Consider the following 16,375-nt stretch of genomic DNA (forward strand, 5'->3'; position numbering starts at 1 on the left):
GGCTTAGACAATGGCACATAAGAAAGGTATGGGCTCGACCAAAAACGGTCGAGATTCGCAATCCAAGCGTCGTGGTGTAAAGAAATTCGGTGGCGAAAGTGTTGTCGCAGGCAATATCATTATCCGCCAAGTAGGCACTAATATCCATCCCGGCGATAACGTCGGAATGGGCAGAGATTATACTATCTTTGCATTGATTGACGGCAAAGTCGAATTCCAAAGAAAAGACAGAGATCGCAAGAAAGTTTCGGTATATCCGTCTAACTAATTGTATTAATAACATAATGGTGTTCATCACCACTTGCAATTGGGCTTGACAGAACTTCGCGTTCCGTCAAGCCCTTGTTTTATAGCATCAGACCACTTGCTTTAACCACCACGCCACCCCATTGTCCAACATAGCCCACGGTTTCAACCGTGGGAAGAATGAACGAAAACATAGCCCACGGTTTCAACCGTGGGAGAGAATGCAACTTATTTATCATTAATTAAGTTCTTACGCATACGCATCTCGTTTTGAAGAGAATCAAGCCTATTTATATAGTCGTAATCAGTCCACTCACCTCTCTGGTGGAGATCATTCATATAATCAGTCATCTCGCCTTCGTATAAATAAAAATCAAACTTATAGTTATTTAAAATGTCGACAAAAACTTCTTCGAAATCTTCATTATCACGATCAGTATAATATTTACATTCTAAATTCCATTTCTCTTTAAAACATACTGTTAAGAAATAGTGTTTATTTACATCTGCTAAAATATGAATACCCAGAACTCTCCAACCATCATTTTCAATCACACGCCCAATATAAATAAAATCATTTTCTTTAGATTTAAGAGTTTCATACAAATTATGCTCAAACAATTCAACACCCATAAACTTTTTTGCCTTCTTCAATCCAAATGAAGTAATATAAATGTTGTCAGTTTGACTCGGATTGCCCAAAAATTCGCAGGGATTTTTGAATTCCGGAAACTTGAAATCCTCATCAAGTTGAACATCATTTTGACAAATTGCAACGCTAAGGAAAGCGCACAATAAAAACAGAATCATAAGTTTCATATCATTTTCTCCGCAAAAGGTTCATTATGTCTCATCCTAAAATCCTGAAATAAGTTGACAGCTGAAAAGTCTCGTTACCCCTCTTGATAGAGGGGGAACAGCTTTTGCGATTCATTCTACTTCATCCCGGTATTTCATGTTTACTTTGAAAACTTTTTTTCACAAACATATAAAAAACGAATAGCACAAATTCTTACTTTATACTTATATACATTTGCGATTCGCTGTTGCATTGGTAGCTCAGCAAATCAACGGAGCAGCCATCCACTGCTTCAGGTGTGTATTTGTATCGCGTATCAATTATGTATTTGCAAACATCGGATTCGTATCTCCATAGCATCAGTTGAGAGCCGACTTTGTCCGCATCGCCGATTTCGATATCGCGCATTTCCATATTAACTTTAGCTGTTCCTTGCAAAGCATTATCATATAGCACTTCGGTTATCATTTCGATAGACAGATACTTGATGTACTTCGGATTGACTTCACTGTCGTATTCCAGAACTACATTGCGAGTTATCCTATATGATGATGTATTATCTTGGCTTGTTCCGGTGTATTTTTTTCCAACTCCGTTGAGCATCATTTTCTGTGCTCCCACAGAAATGTTGCCTTCGGCTTCTGAACTGTTGTCGGGACAAGTTGTGAGGTGATTGCCCGATACTGTAATCATGCTGATGAATTCAATTTGTTTCTTGGGAGCAAGTTTGAATCTGATAGTATATCCGTCGAGATAATTTCCGCCATCCCACAATGCGAATTTCATCATTACATCGAGTTCCTTTTTATTGTCCACTAATTCCGATAGTGGGATTTCGGCTTCGACGTATTGAGTACCCGAGTTACACGATTTCATTGTACTCGCTTCGAATATCAGCCCTCCGGCTTCGTAATCATAAGCACGAACATCCAGATGAAGGCTTTTCGATGATTTTGTAGCATTGTAAACAGGCAATCTCAGTTTCATGCTTGTTGCCGAATCCGGTATTACTTCCACTTTCACATTACCTAAGTTGTAAATCCATACGTAAGCTTGGCTAACGCTGTTGTCGTATCGCATTTGCACCGGAAAATCAATAATCCTTCCGTCGGAAGGACGCTTGATTGGAACGATGAATGAAAGCTCGCCAAAATAGTCTTTGAGTGGCATTCCAAGCGTATAGAGAGCTCTTGTTGCAGGGACTGCCTGGTCTGCATAAAGTATTTGAAATGCTTCTGTTGCATATTTATCCTTGACAAGCCAATCATAATCAGCCTTTTTGTAAAATCCGTCAGTCGCTTGGTTTTGAGGATTGTGATAAATTAGTTTGACTGAAATTTTTGCTGCAGATACCAAGTCAACCTCGTACCCAACTACGAGTATGACGTGTGCTCCAACACCCGGGTAGCGTAAGTTCAGGATTACAGGAATGTTCTGGTCTAATTTGCGGCGAATTTCGCGCAAAAGATTTGTTTTAGAAACAAAAGATGATGCTTCGAATTTGACATCTGTCATACTTGTTAATTGAGTTGGTAATGTGCGGCTGAACGCCCATAATCCGAGACCTTCATCTAAGCTTGGGTGCCCCATACGCCTTACAAAATCAATAATTCTGATTTCTTTTTCGCGGTCATTCACAGGAGTGTAAGCTCTGCCAAGCATTGCTGCACAAGTTGCCCAGCAAGTATTGCCGGGTTGCTCGTAAAATGGCATTTCAATTGTTCGAGTGTCGGCTCCTTCAGCAAGTTCTTCGCGTCTGACCCAGCTGATATTGACACGCGAATATTTTCCGGCACCGCTTTGTAATTGTGGTGTGTCACCTTTTGCAGAACTTAAAATCGGATTGTCAGACGGTGCTGCAAAGATTGCTCTCAAAGTGCCACTTACTTGGTCATAAGTGAAAGCAATTTCTTCAGCATCTAATTCCACTTCCGAAGTTCCCGGAGAATAAATTATTACCGAAATATCTTCTGCAACAAGGTTTGACGGCAGTTGTTGTTCTAATTCAAATACCAAAGAAGCTTTCATTTTCGAAAAGTCAAACACAAGGTTATTTGGAGAATTAAAATACCGCTCTCCGCCGATTTGTGATATGCTGACACTTTGTTTTGCGGTACCGGTATTGTTAAGTCGCGTAACTTTGAACGATACTCCGGTGGCAAAGTCGAGTGAAATATCGTTGTCATCGTATTCCTTAGTGATTTCGTTTAGTACAGTTTCATTTTCAACGAGCCCTGTCAAATTTTTGTCGGGGTCGGGTTGAGTAGTTTCGTCACATGCCATTGAGCATAGAAGTAAGAAAAGAGTAATAGAGACCAATAGAACCAAAGACTTTTTCATTTTGACTCCTGATTGACTTATTTTTCAAATAAATTAATTCACAAGTTCAACATTACGAAAAAATTAATTGATTTCCAAGAAAAAAATATTGGTTGAGAAACATCGCCCACGGTTGAAACCGTGGGCGATGTTTGCCAAGGTATTTTAGGATTAAGAAGACAAATCCCCCTGCTCGCAAGCTCACTCTTTGCCAAAGGGGGATTTCTTGTTGTATTCAGTCCTACGCCTTCATTTCGGCGATTTTGTTTCGGAGGTATTGTTCGGAGACTCCGAGTTGGATGGCGGTGTATTTTAGGGGTTTGTCCTTGTTTTGATTGTAGAATCTGATTACAAATCTGTCAAATTTGCTCATCTTTGGGATGTAGAATTGTGTTCCGCCCAAATGACGCAGTATTTGGCGCATTGCTTCTTCGCCACAAACATCTGCCAGCAGCTGCATGTCGGGCGTCACTTCGTCAATCGTGATTATATCATAAACATCCATAAAAATCCTCCTCTTCTTCAAAATTATTAGAATCTAACAAAAAATTGTCGTTACGTAAGATTGTGTTGTTTTCCATGTAGTCCTCGAATAGAAATATGAGGTCGTCGGCGTTGCTCGCTTCGATGAAGCCTTTCTCGGTCAGCAATTTGACCATTTTCCCGAGAAAGTAAAGTGCGATTGCGTGCTCTAATTCAAGTTCATCGTTTTGCCGGGTGGATGCCGGACACACCAGCCGCACTAAGATAAGCCCGTCACTGACATCGAGTGAATCCGCGATTGAATGAGTATTTGACATAATTTACTCCAAAAATTTTGATATTTAAGAAAAATGCTTTATATTGCATATGTAATTATTACACATTATGTAAATATTTTACGAAACAAAAATATGTAGAATCTACACAATAAGCAAGAAAAAAATTTAGAAAATATTTATGAATGATTATAATAATGAAGTAGGGCGCCGATTACGGCTTATACGCAATGTGTTCAACGAAGGCGGCAAATTGACTGCCGACCAGTTTGCTTTCTTGCTTGGCGAAACGCGCGATAAAATCACGAATTATGAGCTTGGCAGGGCTTCGATTCCCATCAGATTACTCTATGAGCTGTATAATAGGGGCATCAATCCAATTTATCTCATCACCGGCGAAGGTTCCTGCTTTGCAACAAATAAAGCAGGTAAAGATTTTGCTGCTAAAATGCTCTATCGGCTCGAAAACGGCTATATCACTGACCGCAAAACGATTGCAATGTTAAGCGAATTTGTGGGCGATTTTGATAGCCTTAAATCTAAACAGCCCGTGCATGTTTATAAAGTCTCTGCCGGACGTTTGGAGAAGGATAAATAGATGGCAATTAGCGACGAAGTTCGGGATTATGACAAAGATGAAATCAGCTTCATGAATGAGGTCAGGAAAAATTATCTGCTCAGTTTGAAGGGGCTCAAACACGCCGAGCTTGAACTCGAGCGACTGCATAAGTTTGCAATTAACAAAAGTATGCTCGAAAATTTTGAACTTGCCATTGAAACGGCTGAATCGGAAATTAATGTAGCCGGAAGATTCGCACCGGACATAAACACGCTCAATCACGGTTTCCAGGATTTATCGCCGGATTTACGGCATCGAATTTTGGAATATTTCCCAACAACAACTGAAAATTTCAAAACTACGAACGAAGACTTATTCGACAGAGTTGGAATTTCGGAAGCAGATTTAGTCGTTTGCGATGTTGTGGGCGATTCGATGATTGGAGCCGGAATCAAATCAAGTGACCTTTTATTGGCAAATTCATTTGAAATTCCTGAAAACGGTAAGATTGTAATCGCTGAAATTGATGGCAAACTATACGTCAAACGTTACTCAGTGATAGGTGGAGTAGTACATCTTATTTCTGAAAACCCTGATTATGAACCGATTATAATCAATTCGCACCACAAATTCAGAATAAAAGGTGTTGTCAAACACATCCTGAGTAAAATTTAATTTTGTGTATAACTAAATTTTATTTATATTACATTTGATTTTGATACCAAAAACTTTTACTTTTGAACCAAATTGATTTAACAGATAGGGAAATTTAATGAACAGACCGTATGTATTAGTTGTAGATGATAACAAAATAACTACGAAATTGCTTAAACGCTATCTCGAAGCAAATGGATACGAAGCCGGTGAGGCTTTTGACGGAATTGAGTGTTTAGAGAAAGTGGATGCAAGAATGCCCGACGCCATAGTCTTAGACGTGATGATGCCACGAATGGACGGGTACGAAACGGTTTCCAAATTAAAGGAGAACGGCGACACAAGACATATTCCCGTGGTTATTGTCACCGCTCTAAATGATATTCCGAATCAATTAAAATCTATCGAATCCGGTGGCGACGATTTCTTGAGCAAACCAATCGAAGAAAAGTTACTTGTTGCAAAAGTCAAATTGATGACTAATTTGAATCTGGCAAACAAAGAACTTAATAAGTACAAGAGCCTCTTAAATGATTTAGTGGACGGCAAAATCTCGAAAGATGATGCTAAGAAAGCTTTAGAACTGTAAAATTTCACATATTTGATTCAGACCAACGAAATATTTTTGTTGGTCTTTTTTTATTTTGCAAATTGATTCGTCATACTGATGTATCAACTAACTATAATGGTGAAATTATGAAAAAAAATGTGATAATATTGACAGCTTTAGCTTTTGTGCTTTCGGCTTTCATTTTTCAAGGTTGCAATGCAATCAAAGACATTTCCAACACGCTCGCAAATGTCTCCAAATTGCAATTCAAGCTCGATAATGTTACTAATTTCCGGCTCGTGGGGATTGATTTGGGAAGCAAGCGCTCAGTAACCGATTTCAACATCAGTGATGGGTTGAAATTAACTAATGCTTTCGCTACAAAAAGCTTTCCGGCAACTTTTGTCGTTAATCTAAACGCTTTAAACCCAAACGACGGCACAAATAAAACTCAAAAAACAAATGCCACAATCGCAGGGCTGGACTATAGATTGATTTTGGACGAGGTTCCGACTATTGCAGGCGATATTCAAGCACCAATCAGCGTTCCCGGCACCGGACAATCTGTGACTATTCCTTTATCGATGTCGCTTGACTTGCTGCAATTCTTTGGCAATCGTGGCTATGAAAGTCTCATGAATTTGGCGTTAGCACTTGGGGGAGTAAACGGTACGGCAGCAAAAGTCAAACTTGATATCAAACCAACTGTAAATACAGCAATTGGTCCACTTACATATCCAAGCCGTATAACAGTAATTGATAAAGAGTGGAGATAGCCGTAACTATTTGTTGTTGCGGTGTTTCCAGAGTGATTTAAGACGTAAAGCTATTTCGGCTTCTTTACCAATTTCTGTGGCATTGTAATAAATTTTGGGCTTTAGCGAATCCGGGAAATATTTTTCTTCAACAAAATGTCCTTCAAAATCATGAGGGTACTTGTAGTCTTTGCCGTACCCTTCAGATTTCATGAACTTAGTCGGAGCGTTTCTCAGTTTCATCGGCACAGTTGTGTCAATTCCATTGCGAATGTCGCCCATAACTTGGTTAATTGCAAGGTATGAAGCATTGGATTTGGGTGCCGAAGCAAGGTAAGTTACTCCTTGAGCCAAATTAATGCTACATTCGGGCATTCCAATGAAAGTTACAGCTTGGAAAACCGATACAGCTACCGACAATGCCATTGGGTCGGCATTGCCAATATCCTCGCTTGCAAATACTACCATTCGTCGAGCGATAAATTTCGGGTCTTCGCCGGATTCGAGCATTTTTGCCATCCAAAATAATGCAGCATCAGGGTCCGAGCCACGCATAGATTTGATAAATGCAGAGATTGTGTCGTAGTGGGATTCGCCCGATTTATCGTAAAGTGGAACTTTACTTTGGATTACTTTTTCGATTACACTTCTGTCAATTACTACATCAGTTTCGGATTCGGTTGCAACAAAAGCGACTGCCGATTCCAAAATATTCAGTGCCGTTCTCGCATCCGAACCTGATGGAATTAGAATCGCTTCCCAATCTGCAATCGTAATATTGAATTTTGAAAATGCCGCATCTTCGGTGATAGCTTTAGTAATCAATTCCTTCAGGTGCGTATCTTGTAAAGGCGATAATTTATAGACTCGGCAACGGCTGAGTAGGGCTGAATTTACTTCAAATGATGGATTTTCTGTCGTCGCACCAATCAAAACTAAGATGCCACGCTCCACTGCATGAAGCAAGGCATCCTGCTGTGACTTGTTGAATCTGTGAATTTCATCTATAAATAATATAGTCCGAATGCCGCGAGACCTATTGGCTTGTGCGGAGTTGATGATTTCTCGTAACTCTTTTACTCCGGCTTCTACTGCGGAAATTCGCAAAAATCTGTAGTCACTTTCGGAAGCAATTGCGTATGCAAGAGTCGTTTTCCCGACTCCGGGAGGTCCCCAGAATATGATTGACTGAATGTTCCCCGATTTGACCATACGAGTAATCGCACCGTCAGCGGCGAGTAGATGCTCTTGACCAATAATATCGGTTAATGCTTTGGGTCTCATGCGCTCAGCAAGCGGAACAGAAACGCTGTCGCTTAATGATTCCGCCGATGCAAAGAGTTCATCCATTTTTGTTGGTTTATTTTATTCGGTCTTATTTCAACCGAATGATGAATAAGACTGTGGTTCTCGCTCTCGAGCTTGTCGGGATGCCACTCTCATAAATCTGATGAAGTAAACGATGGCAAATATCACAATCGCAATGGTTAATAGCCTTCCGAAATTGAATGTTGGCGGATAAACGTCAACTGTGCCGTCCTCGTTTTCTACGTAATTAGGTCGTGTGTAAAAGAACGCCGGAGCAGTCATCCACCAAGCCATATTGCCCAACATGTAACCTGTCATCAATGAGCTCGAAAATCCACCATAATGATTGACGCGGTAATCCATCTGCCCACCGGCTGCATTGTTTGTACGAACAGATTCAGTTCTTCTCGGTGCTCCGTACCTTGCTTGGGCAGTCTGGCTGGTCATGCGTTGACCACCAAATGATGGTTGCTTTTGTTTATTAACAGGTGCCGACCTTGCTTGAGTGCCGGTTCTGCTCGAACGCGTTCGAGTTGCTCCGCGAGAACGCCCGAAACTACCACCACGACGTGATTCGAATGATTTTTGCCAATCGAATGAATTTAAATCAATCCCAAAATTTGGAACTGAAAATTTGAATTTGAAATCGGAATTTGATGTACTTTGAAAATCGGTACTTGAAAAGGAAATGCTAATATTTATGAAAAATGCTACAACAAAAAAAATGATAAACTTCATCAAAAAATCTCCTCTGTTTCTAATGTATTATCCATATTCCTGAAGGTTATTTCTGCTCTGAATTCGACCAAATCAGGAATGGAATTTTTATTGAATAACGACTTTAGCCCACTTTTGTTTTCGGTAGGTTTGATATGAATAAATATATTTACAACTCCGTCGAGTTGTTCTTCATCTAAAAAAATCTCTGTATTGTCTATGATTCCATCGCTTTCGATAGTAAATAATCTCAAACTTTTCGCTTCTTCGGCAGTAAAAACTGCAGGAGTAACTTTGACATTATCGAAGTAATCGAAAAATATGTCCTTTGTATGGATTTTCTTGTCTGTACCTTCGTATTGTATGATTGCATCATAAGTGCCGTCTTCGTCCAAGTTCAGAAATAGTTCTTTCAATCCCGAAAGTTGCTCACCATTATAATAAATTGCGGTTTTTTCCAATCTGCCATTGCTTTCAATAGAAAATGTTGCCATAAATCCCTTAAATTATTGTGCAATATTCAAAATGTTGATAATATCCTGCTTATTGAATTCTTTGATTTTCCCGACTTCGCCTATCAATAAAGCATTTTCGGCGATTTTCTCGAATTCATCCGGTTCAATGTCTAATTCACTCAAGGAAACGGGCGCTCCCCAGTATTTGAATTTTTCTTTCATTTTTTCGATTCCTGCCGCGACTGAATCTACTTCCCAAACGTTTTTAGCCCAGCGCTCGAAAATATGCGGTTTGAGCGAACTTACGTATTCAATCCATGCCGGAAAAAGCACCGACAAACCTTCTGCATGGGCAACAGTTGGGTACAATGCACTAATTGCGTGTTCGATTCTGTGACATGCAAATTCTCCACCACCCATCGAAACGCTGGTGATACCTTGCAATGCAAGAGAGCTGCACCAAGCCAGATTTGCCCGCCAATCGTAATTCAAGGGGTCTGACACTAATTCATCTACCGATTTGATAACAGTCCGCATCAATGCTTCGTTGATTGATAGCGTGGATTCCTCATTCTCGCCCATGAAATAGAATTCCATAATATGGGAAAGTGTGTCAACGCCGCCATTTATAGTTTGATTTATTGGCAAATGTTTCTGAACTGTTGGGTCAATTATTGAAACTTTGGGATAGACATGCGGCGAGCCGCATGACCATTTTTTATTCTCCCTATCATTTGTCAATACAAAAAATGAGTTGATTTCGCTTGCAGTAGCTGACAAAGTCAGCACTGTAAACAGCGGCAGAGCATTAGTCGCTTTGTAAGTTTTTTCGAATAAAGACCAAATATCAGGAGCGTAATATGCTGCGGCTATAGCTTTAGCTTCATCAATGACCGAGCCACCGCCAACTGCTAATATCGCCTGAACTTGTTCTTTGCGAGCTATTTCGAGAGATTCTTCAGCATGGCTGAGTACGGGATTGGGGGTTACTCCCCATTGTTCGACATAATCAATTCCGAACTTTTCGAGCGAATCAGTCACTTGCTCGTAAACTCCGTTCTTTTTCACTGAACCGCTACCCATCAAAATCAATACTTTCGAAATACCATAGGAATCTATCTCGGAGCCAATTTCGCGAATTGTATCTTGCCCGAAAATGATTTTAACAGGATTGTGAAATTTAAAATTATCCATTATTATCTATTTTTCCACTTAAAATTTATTTGTCGGTGTTGGAGTTTCAGTTGTAAAATCAAGCTCTGACCCCATGACGCTGTGCGGAATCAGATAAATTGCCAACAATACTCCGGCAGCAATCAATGCCCACCAAGTTTGTTCAGGATGTCGTTTTAGTCTCCAGAGTGCAATCAACCAAGCCACAAATGAAATAAGGGTCTTGTTGTCGGTCAAATCAGTTCCGAATGGCAGCCCGGTCCAGAAATCCCCGAAAGCATACCATTGAATAATCGGACCAAGCAAAAATCCGCCGATGAAAAATAATATCGTAGTCCAAAGTGCGAGTTTGAACACATTATTTCCCTTGAAAAGCACTTCAAGAGCCGCACGGGTAGAAAATACCATTGCCAAAAACATCGCCAAAACGTGAGGAATCAGGAAATAAGTAGGCACATAACCTTTGTATCGCATCACTACATCATTTTTTGTGATTGATTTGAGCAAATCATCTTGTTTGCCGAGTAAAATTTCATATTGCACCTTACCGGCAGGTGGTTGGCTCGGAATATACGAAATCAAAGTATCGCCACGGCGCTCCATATCTACAATTGTCCATTCGTCATGGCTTTTGAAGCGTTTGTATTTCATCTTACCGATAATCGAACGGTCTTCGTTCACAATTGTAACCGGACAATCTCCCGGGTCGCCAAAACTCCTTGGTAAGCTGAAGTTGACCGTTGTACCGCTAATTTCCACTTTGCCTTTTGCAGGATAAGTTGGTCCGGTTGAACGCTGATAAATGGCAATTATAACCATGAACACAACAGCGATTACCCACAAAAGGATGTTTTTACTTTTCGACATATATCTTATACCTTCAATAATTATTTAATTAATGCTTTAGATTCATTCATAATTTTGATTGATTTCTTTACAAACGGGTCTGTCCTTACCATAACTTTGTTATATTCGTTCGAGCCCCATTTCACATATGCAATCAATGCTTTTAAGTGAAATAATATGTAATTTCTGTCAATCTTAAACATTTCTGCGTTCCAAATATTGTTGGCAACACAGAAGTTTGCAAAATGTACAATATCATCATTTGTAAAATTAAAGGTTTTATCGAACAATTCAAAAGTTTTATATTCATTTTCGAACTTTTCGTAATTATTTTCGATAAAATACATTGCCCAAGTCATCATAATTGCCTTTGCTCTCAGGACTCTCGTGAGTGTCGTTGTTGTATCATAATTGACGAAATAATCGGGGACAATGCCACCACCGCCAATGACTGTACGTCCTTTGGGAGTCTTGAAAATCGGCATATTAGTTTTTCCGCCATGTTTTTGAATCATTTCGTTTATTTGCGAAAATTTCTCATCGTCCATGTGCAATCTTGCTGATTGGTCTAATTCTACTGTTTCAGCCGAAGTCAAATTTTTCTGGATTGCACGTCCAAGTGGCGTCTCATAATGAGCGACAGTAATCCTGAACGAAGAACTATCGGCAATGTTGAAAAATTTCTGTGCCGAGGCTTTACCATATGATGACATTCCCACAACTAAGCCTCTGTCGTTATCTTGCATCGCTCCGGCTATAACCTCAGCACCGGAAGCAGAATTTGAATCCATCATAATTACAAGTGGCATATCCTTCAAAGTACCATTACCTGAAGCAGCAAAAACTGAATCATATTCAGGTGTTTTTGATTGTGTTCGGCAAATAATTTGTCCTTTTTCCAGAAATTCATCTGCAATTTGAGCAGATTGCCCCAAATAACCGCCGGGATTATTTCGCAAATCAAGCAAAAAATAATCGTAATCACTTTTGTTCAGTTCGTTTAATGCTTCGGCGAACTCTGTTGGCGTTTTTTCCGAAACTCTATTAAGTAAAATATAAGCGACTCGAGTTCCGGCGATTACGAAATTGGCTCCCACACTTGGCGAATCATATTTAAGTCTCGAAATGCTATGCTTTTCGATTTTTCTTGTGGGGAATTTCCGTATTTCAATATCAATCTTTGTGCCTTCGTCACCTTGCAAGAGTGCCAATACATCTTCTCGTTTCATTCCGACTGTGCTAATCAAATCAATTGCCGAAATCCTATCGCCGATTCTTAAACCGATAGCCTCAGCCGGGCTACCTTCTGCAACATTGGCAATTGTAGCCGTATCGCTAATTACGATTAAATCTACTCCAATGCCGACAAGAACTCCTTTGTAGCGTTCGCGAATGTAACTTGACATTTCCTTGGAATAATACTCTGATTGCGGGTCGAATTCTTTCAGCAAACTTGAAAAAGCCTTGTCACAAGCGGCAACAATATCGAGCGAATCGAAATGATATTTCTCTGCCATTTCGAGTATATATCTTAATTTTGCTGACTGAAAGTTGATTAGTTCGTTTCTATTTTCTTGTGGGAAGCATTCGGAGGTAGAAATCACAATAAGTGATAGGATTATTAATAGCTTGTGTTGAAAAAAAAATACAAAAATATTCTTCATAATCATAATAATAATTGCTATATTTGAAAATCTGTAACTATAAGACGAAGATTATCGTCTTTAGATGCAATTTAAAAGTTGAAATTGACGATAATAAATATTGCGGAGTATCCGAGTGTTGATAAAAAGCTGCATCACCATTGCAATTACAAGCATACTGCTACTATTTTACCCGGCACAAAATGCCAAATCAAATTACCTACTTGATTCGAATCTTGCCTTCAATGGCACTGTAAGGGCTATCGTCAATCACAATGGAACCAATTATGTAGGCGGCACTTTCACCAAAATTTCGTTTTTGACAGGAAGTGGTACTATCGTTGATGGCGATACAGGCGAATTTCTTCCCGGATACCCAAAAATCAACGGCAAAGTTAATATTGCTATTCCGGATGGTCACGGTGGTTGGTATATTGGTGGAGAATTTACAAGAGTTGGTGGCTTCGAGCGAAACAGGCTCGCACAAATTGATGCTTCCGGAAATTTGACTTCGTGGGCGCCGAGCGTTGATATCGGACGTTACCCTTATGTTTATGATATGGTAAAATATGGCAATTTGATTTATGTCAGCGGTTCTTTCCAAGGCATCAACAATGAATTTCGCAGCTATATGGCTTGCATAGATTTGAATGGCTATCTTACTACGTTCAAACCAAAAATTGATGATGAAGTTTTTTCGATTGCTATTGTAAATGATACTATTTATGCCGGTGGTAATTTTCGTTATATAAATGATGTCAAACGAGACTTTTCAGGAGCATTGAGCATCAATGGGACTCTTGCTTCATGGAATCCGGAAGCAAATAATTTCGTTCGTACTATTGAAATTGATGGCGATAAAATTTATCTTGGTGGTGCTTTCACAAGACTCAAAGGCGAAACTGTCAACCGACTTGGTATAGTTAAGACAAACGGATTGCTCGAACCATGGTTTCCAAACGTAAATAGTGTTGTCGAATCAATATCCTTAAAAAATTCCAAAATTTACATAGGTGGCAGATTTACCAAAGTTAATAATTTGAATCGTTCGTATTTGGCATCTTTCGATATGAGTGGAGTTCTCCAAAATTGGACGCCGGCAGCAGATGGCAATGTGTTATTTGTTGATTATTTGGGCGATAAACTCTATGCCGCAGGAGCTTTCGGCAAAGTAAATAATCAAGACCGTGCGGGATTTGCTTCAATCAATGATGATGGCTCTCTTTCGGATTGGAATCCATCATCTAATGGTACAGGATTAGCAATTTCGAAGATAGGTGACGATATTTTTATTGGTGGCAATTTTACCGGTTTGGGAGGCGTGAATCGAAATTACGTTGCTGCAATTGATGCAGACGGCAATTTTACTTCGTGGAATCCTAATCCGAATGCTGACGTTTCGGGAATTTCATATATGAACGGCAATATTTATATTTCCGGCAATTTTACAAAATTGGGTGCTATAAATCGTAAATATTTAGCCGCAGTAAGATTGGACGGCACGCTCAGTCCATTTTCAATCAATCCGAGCGCTCCTGTTTACGCAGTAAAAGCTAAAAATGACTTGATATATGTAGGCGGAAATTTTTCAAAAATCAATAATATTGACCGTAAATATGTAGCAATATTAGATACCAACGGGGCGCTTACTCCTTGGACATGCACTCCAAATGCTTCAGTTTATTGTTTAGACGTCAACGATGGCGATGTGTATATCGGCGGTTTCTTTACAATGGTCAACGGAAGCCAACGTAATCGTGTAGCAGCGATAGATTCGGATGGCAATTTGATGTCATTCAACCCTGATGCAAATAACGTTGTTCTAAGCATACTATATTATAAAGAGAATATTTATCTTGGTGGTTGGTTCAGTAGCGTGATGGGTACCTCGCGAAGCCGGTTAGCTGCTTTCAACGCAGACGGCTCATTATTAGATTGGAATCCGTCGCCCGATAATACTGTTTGGACAATTTATGGCTACCACGAACCATTTGATGTGATTTACATCGGTGGCGATTTTACAAAACTTTCCGGGCAGGATTTCCTCAATCTTGCTGCTGTTGATTTATTCGGAAATATTTTGCCTTGGACGCCAAATCCCGACAGACCCGTTTATGCTCTCGCTGGTAGTCCCGATGCAATTTATTCGGGTGGCGATTTCCGTAGTTTTGATAATTCGCTTTCGCCAAATTATGCTTCACTATCATATTATACTCAAATTCCTGAAATTGCTATATTAGTATCACCTGTTAATAATGCAGTTAACCAGCCAATTATCAATAATTTTATTTGGGAACCCGCAGTTTACGCATCTCATTATCGTTTGCAAATCGGTAGCGATGCCAATTTTGTGAATCCATTATTGTTAGATATTGATGTTTTTGCAGTTCAATACACTCTGACGGATTCAATTTTGGACTATTCAACGCAATATTTTTGGAGAGTAATGTCCAAAAATTCGCAAGAAAATTCAGATTGGTCGGAAGTGCGTTCCTTTGTTACTCAAATTGAACCGCCAGATATTCCGGAGCTAATCAATCCTGAAGACGAAGCCGAAGATGTTGATTTGGCACCTTTATTTGTGTGGAACGAAGCTCTGACAGCAACGAGTTATTCTATTGAAATTGCGTCGGACTCTGATTTTACAAATATCATAACCACAATTTCAAATATTAGCGATACCACTTTCCAATTGCCCGGTGGATTTTTAGCCTCACTTACGCAATACTGGTGGAGAATGAGTGCTTCAAACGAAGGTGGTCCCGGACTTTGGTCGGCACCATTCACGTTTACAACTATGGAATATATCATCCAAGAAATCCAGCTTGGCACAGGTTGGAACTTGATTTCATTGAATATATTTGCTGCCGAACCTGCTTTGGAAGATATTTTTTCCGATATTGACGAAGATATTGAAATTGTGAAAGACAATGCCGGAAACATTTATTTCCCTGAATTTGAAATAAATACAATCGGCAATTGGAACTTCAAGGAAGGATATTCGGTTTATACTAAGTCTGCAGCTACTCTCGCCGTAGTCGGATTGCCCGTCTTTCCCGGAGAAAATCCAATTACTCTAACTGCCGGCTGGAATCAGATTGCTTATTTGCGTAATTCTGCTATGAACATTGAAATCGCTTTGGAAGATATTACCGATGACAATAATTTAGTGATTGTCAAAGACAATAGCGGTAATATCTATTATCCCGAGTTTGGTATCAATACTATTGGAGACATGACGCCCGGTCAAGGCTACCAATTATTCATTATCCAAGCTGATACTCTCGTTTATCCTGATAATTGATTCTCCAAATTGCATTTCAAAGATTTTTGAATAATCAAAATCTTATTCAATTTATAATAAAACCCGATATCTAATCGGGTTTTTTTATTTTCCTCATAATCTAACACATTCAAGCTTAGCGTGATTTTTGCCAAAAGGACTTTGAAATACTACAAAAAAAACATACCTAAAGATGTGATAAGTATAAGAAATATATAGAATTATGTAAGATGCTTCATGATATATGAGTTATCTTTGAAATGCAAATGAGTCCGTTTCACAAGATTCATAAGCAAAACTATCATATAGA

16 protein-coding genes are annotated in these 16,375 nt (G+C 39.4%); 6 read left to right on the forward strand and 10 right to left on the reverse strand.

Going from position 1 to position 16,375, the window contains the following annotated elements; translation table 11 throughout:
* The first annotated feature begins 10 nt into the window (after window positions 1–10).
* Entirely contained in the window at window positions 11–268 is a 258-nt protein-coding gene (gene rpmA / locus M9949_09005; GenBank protein MCO5251542.1) for a 50S ribosomal protein L27, read from the forward strand.
* Window positions 269–474: 206 nt separating this feature from the next.
* On the opposite strand, the gene M9949_09010 is transcribed toward rpmA, so the two are convergent.
* The 4 genes from M9949_09010 to M9949_09025 form a co-directional block, all read right to left on the reverse strand.
* Complete coding sequence (locus tag M9949_09010) at window positions 475–1,065, reverse strand: hypothetical protein (GenBank protein MCO5251543.1); 591 nt, start codon at window positions 1,063–1,065, stop codon at window positions 475–477.
* Between the two features lie 193 nt (window positions 1,066–1,258).
* Window positions 1,259–3,385, reverse strand: a complete 2,127-nt coding sequence (locus tag M9949_09015) for a hypothetical protein (protein ID MCO5251544.1) — start codon at window positions 3,383–3,385, stop codon at window positions 1,259–1,261.
* 220 nt (window positions 3,386–3,605) lie between these two features.
* Complete coding sequence (locus M9949_09020) at window positions 3,606–3,869, reverse strand: hypothetical protein (protein MCO5251545.1); 264 nt, start codon at window positions 3,867–3,869, stop codon at window positions 3,606–3,608.
* Complete coding sequence (locus tag M9949_09025) at window positions 3,856–4,164, reverse strand: hypothetical protein (protein MCO5251546.1); 309 nt, start codon at window positions 4,162–4,164, stop codon at window positions 3,856–3,858. Before M9949_09025 ends, M9949_09020 begins: the two co-directional genes overlap by 14 nt.
* Before the next feature lie 139 nt (window positions 4,165–4,303).
* On the opposite strand from M9949_09025, the gene M9949_09030 reads away from it, so the two are divergent.
* The 4 genes from M9949_09030 (at window position 4,304) to M9949_09045 (ending at window position 6,661) form a co-directional block, all read left to right on the forward strand.
* Window positions 4,304–4,720, forward strand: coding sequence for a helix-turn-helix domain-containing protein (locus M9949_09030; GenBank protein MCO5251547.1), 417 nt, complete (start codon window positions 4,304–4,306; stop codon window positions 4,718–4,720).
* Window positions 4,721–5,356, forward strand: a complete 636-nt coding sequence (locus M9949_09035; GenBank protein MCO5251548.1) for a S24 family peptidase — start codon at window positions 4,721–4,723, stop codon at window positions 5,354–5,356.
* A 97-nt stretch (window positions 5,357–5,453) separates the two neighbouring features.
* Window positions 5,454–5,924 (forward strand): response regulator, encoded by a 471-nt coding sequence (locus M9949_09040; protein MCO5251549.1) that lies wholly within the window; start codon window positions 5,454–5,456, stop codon window positions 5,922–5,924.
* Between the two features lie 107 nt (window positions 5,925–6,031).
* The gene (locus tag M9949_09045; GenBank protein MCO5251550.1) at window positions 6,032–6,661 is read left to right on the forward strand and encodes a hypothetical protein; all 630 of its coding nucleotides are present in this window, start codon (window positions 6,032–6,034) and stop codon (window positions 6,659–6,661) included.
* Window positions 6,662–6,667: 6 nt separating this feature from the next.
* Here M9949_09045 and M9949_09050 read toward each other — a convergent pair whose 3' ends face one another.
* From M9949_09050 to M9949_09075, 6 genes are read right to left on the reverse strand one after another with little or no spacing between them, the layout of a single operon-like run.
* Window positions 6,668–7,990, reverse strand: a complete 1,323-nt coding sequence (locus M9949_09050; GenBank protein MCO5251551.1) for a replication-associated recombination protein A — start codon at window positions 7,988–7,990, stop codon at window positions 6,668–6,670.
* 30 nt (window positions 7,991–8,020) lie between these two features.
* Window positions 8,021–8,686 (reverse strand): hypothetical protein, encoded by a 666-nt coding sequence (locus tag M9949_09055; GenBank protein ID MCO5251552.1) that lies wholly within the window; start codon window positions 8,684–8,686, stop codon window positions 8,021–8,023.
* A complete protein-coding gene (locus tag M9949_09060) occupies window positions 8,686–9,159 on the reverse strand; it encodes a hypothetical protein (protein MCO5251553.1) in 474 nt (157 codons plus the stop codon). Before M9949_09060 ends, M9949_09055 begins: the two co-directional genes overlap by 1 nt.
* A 12-nt stretch (window positions 9,160–9,171) precedes the next feature.
* Window positions 9,172–10,314, reverse strand: a complete 1,143-nt coding sequence (locus M9949_09065) for an iron-containing alcohol dehydrogenase (GenBank protein MCO5251554.1) — start codon at window positions 10,312–10,314, stop codon at window positions 9,172–9,174.
* Between the two features lie 18 nt (window positions 10,315–10,332).
* The gene (locus M9949_09070) at window positions 10,333–11,160 is read right to left on the reverse strand and encodes a hypothetical protein (GenBank protein MCO5251555.1); all 828 of its coding nucleotides are present in this window, start codon (window positions 11,158–11,160) and stop codon (window positions 10,333–10,335) included.
* A 20-nt stretch (window positions 11,161–11,180) separates the two neighbouring features.
* Complete coding sequence (locus tag M9949_09075; protein ID MCO5251556.1) at window positions 11,181–12,656, reverse strand: S41 family peptidase; 1,476 nt, start codon at window positions 12,654–12,656, stop codon at window positions 11,181–11,183.
* A gap of 262 nt (window positions 12,657–12,918) precedes the next feature.
* Here M9949_09075 and M9949_09080 point away from each other — a divergent pair, with 262 nt between their 5' ends.
* Window positions 12,919–16,086, forward strand: coding sequence for a delta-60 repeat domain-containing protein (locus M9949_09080; GenBank protein ID MCO5251557.1), 3,168 nt, complete (start codon window positions 12,919–12,921; stop codon window positions 16,084–16,086).
* Window positions 16,087–16,375: the final 289 nt, after the last annotated feature.

The organism is Candidatus Kapaibacterium sp. (assembly GCA_023957315.1).
Classification (GTDB): domain Bacteria; phylum Bacteroidota; class Ignavibacteria; order Kapaibacteriales; family UBA2268; genus PGYU01.

Bases quoted from the DNA above. Each gene is read 5' to 3' on its own strand.
- M9949_09015 (MCO5251544.1), bottom strand. From the start codon at position 3,385: ATGAAAAAGTCTTTGGTTCTATTGGTCTCTATTACTCTTTTCTTACTT.
- M9949_09060 (MCO5251553.1), bottom strand. From the start codon at position 9,159: ATGGCAACATTTTCTATTGAAAGCAATGGCAGATTGGAAAAAACCGCA.
- M9949_09040 (MCO5251549.1), top strand. From the start codon at position 5,454: ATGAACAGACCGTATGTATTAGTTGTAGATGATAACAAAATAACTACG.
- M9949_09070 (MCO5251555.1), bottom strand. From the start codon at position 11,160: ATGTCGAAAAGTAAAAACATCCTTTTGTGGGTAATCGCTGTTGTGTTC.
- M9949_09020 (MCO5251545.1), bottom strand. From the start codon at position 3,869: ATGGATGTTTATGATATAATCACGATTGACGAAGTGACGCCCGACATG.
- M9949_09075 (MCO5251556.1), bottom strand. From the start codon at position 12,656: ATGGCAGAGAAATATCATTTCGATTCGCTCGATATTGTTGCCGCTTGT.
- M9949_09030 (MCO5251547.1), top strand. From the start codon at position 4,304: ATGAATGATTATAATAATGAAGTAGGGCGCCGATTACGGCTTATACGC.
- M9949_09010 (MCO5251543.1), bottom strand. From the start codon at position 1,065: ATGAAACTTATGATTCTGTTTTTATTGTGCGCTTTCCTTAGCGTTGCA.
- rpmA (MCO5251542.1), top strand. From the start codon at position 11: ATGGCACATAAGAAAGGTATGGGCTCGACCAAAAACGGTCGAGATTCG.
- M9949_09055 (MCO5251552.1), bottom strand. From the start codon at position 8,686: ATGAAGTTTATCATTTTTTTTGTTGTAGCATTTTTCATAAATATTAGC.
- M9949_09045 (MCO5251550.1), top strand. From the start codon at position 6,032: ATGAAAAAAAATGTGATAATATTGACAGCTTTAGCTTTTGTGCTTTCG.
- M9949_09025 (MCO5251546.1), bottom strand. From the start codon at position 4,164: ATGTCAAATACTCATTCAATCGCGGATTCACTCGATGTCAGTGACGGG.
- M9949_09065 (MCO5251554.1), bottom strand. From the start codon at position 10,314: ATGGATAATTTTAAATTTCACAATCCTGTTAAAATCATTTTCGGGCAA.
- M9949_09050 (MCO5251551.1), bottom strand. From the start codon at position 7,990: ATGGATGAACTCTTTGCATCGGCGGAATCATTAAGCGACAGCGTTTCT.
- M9949_09035 (MCO5251548.1), top strand. From the start codon at position 4,721: ATGGCAATTAGCGACGAAGTTCGGGATTATGACAAAGATGAAATCAGC.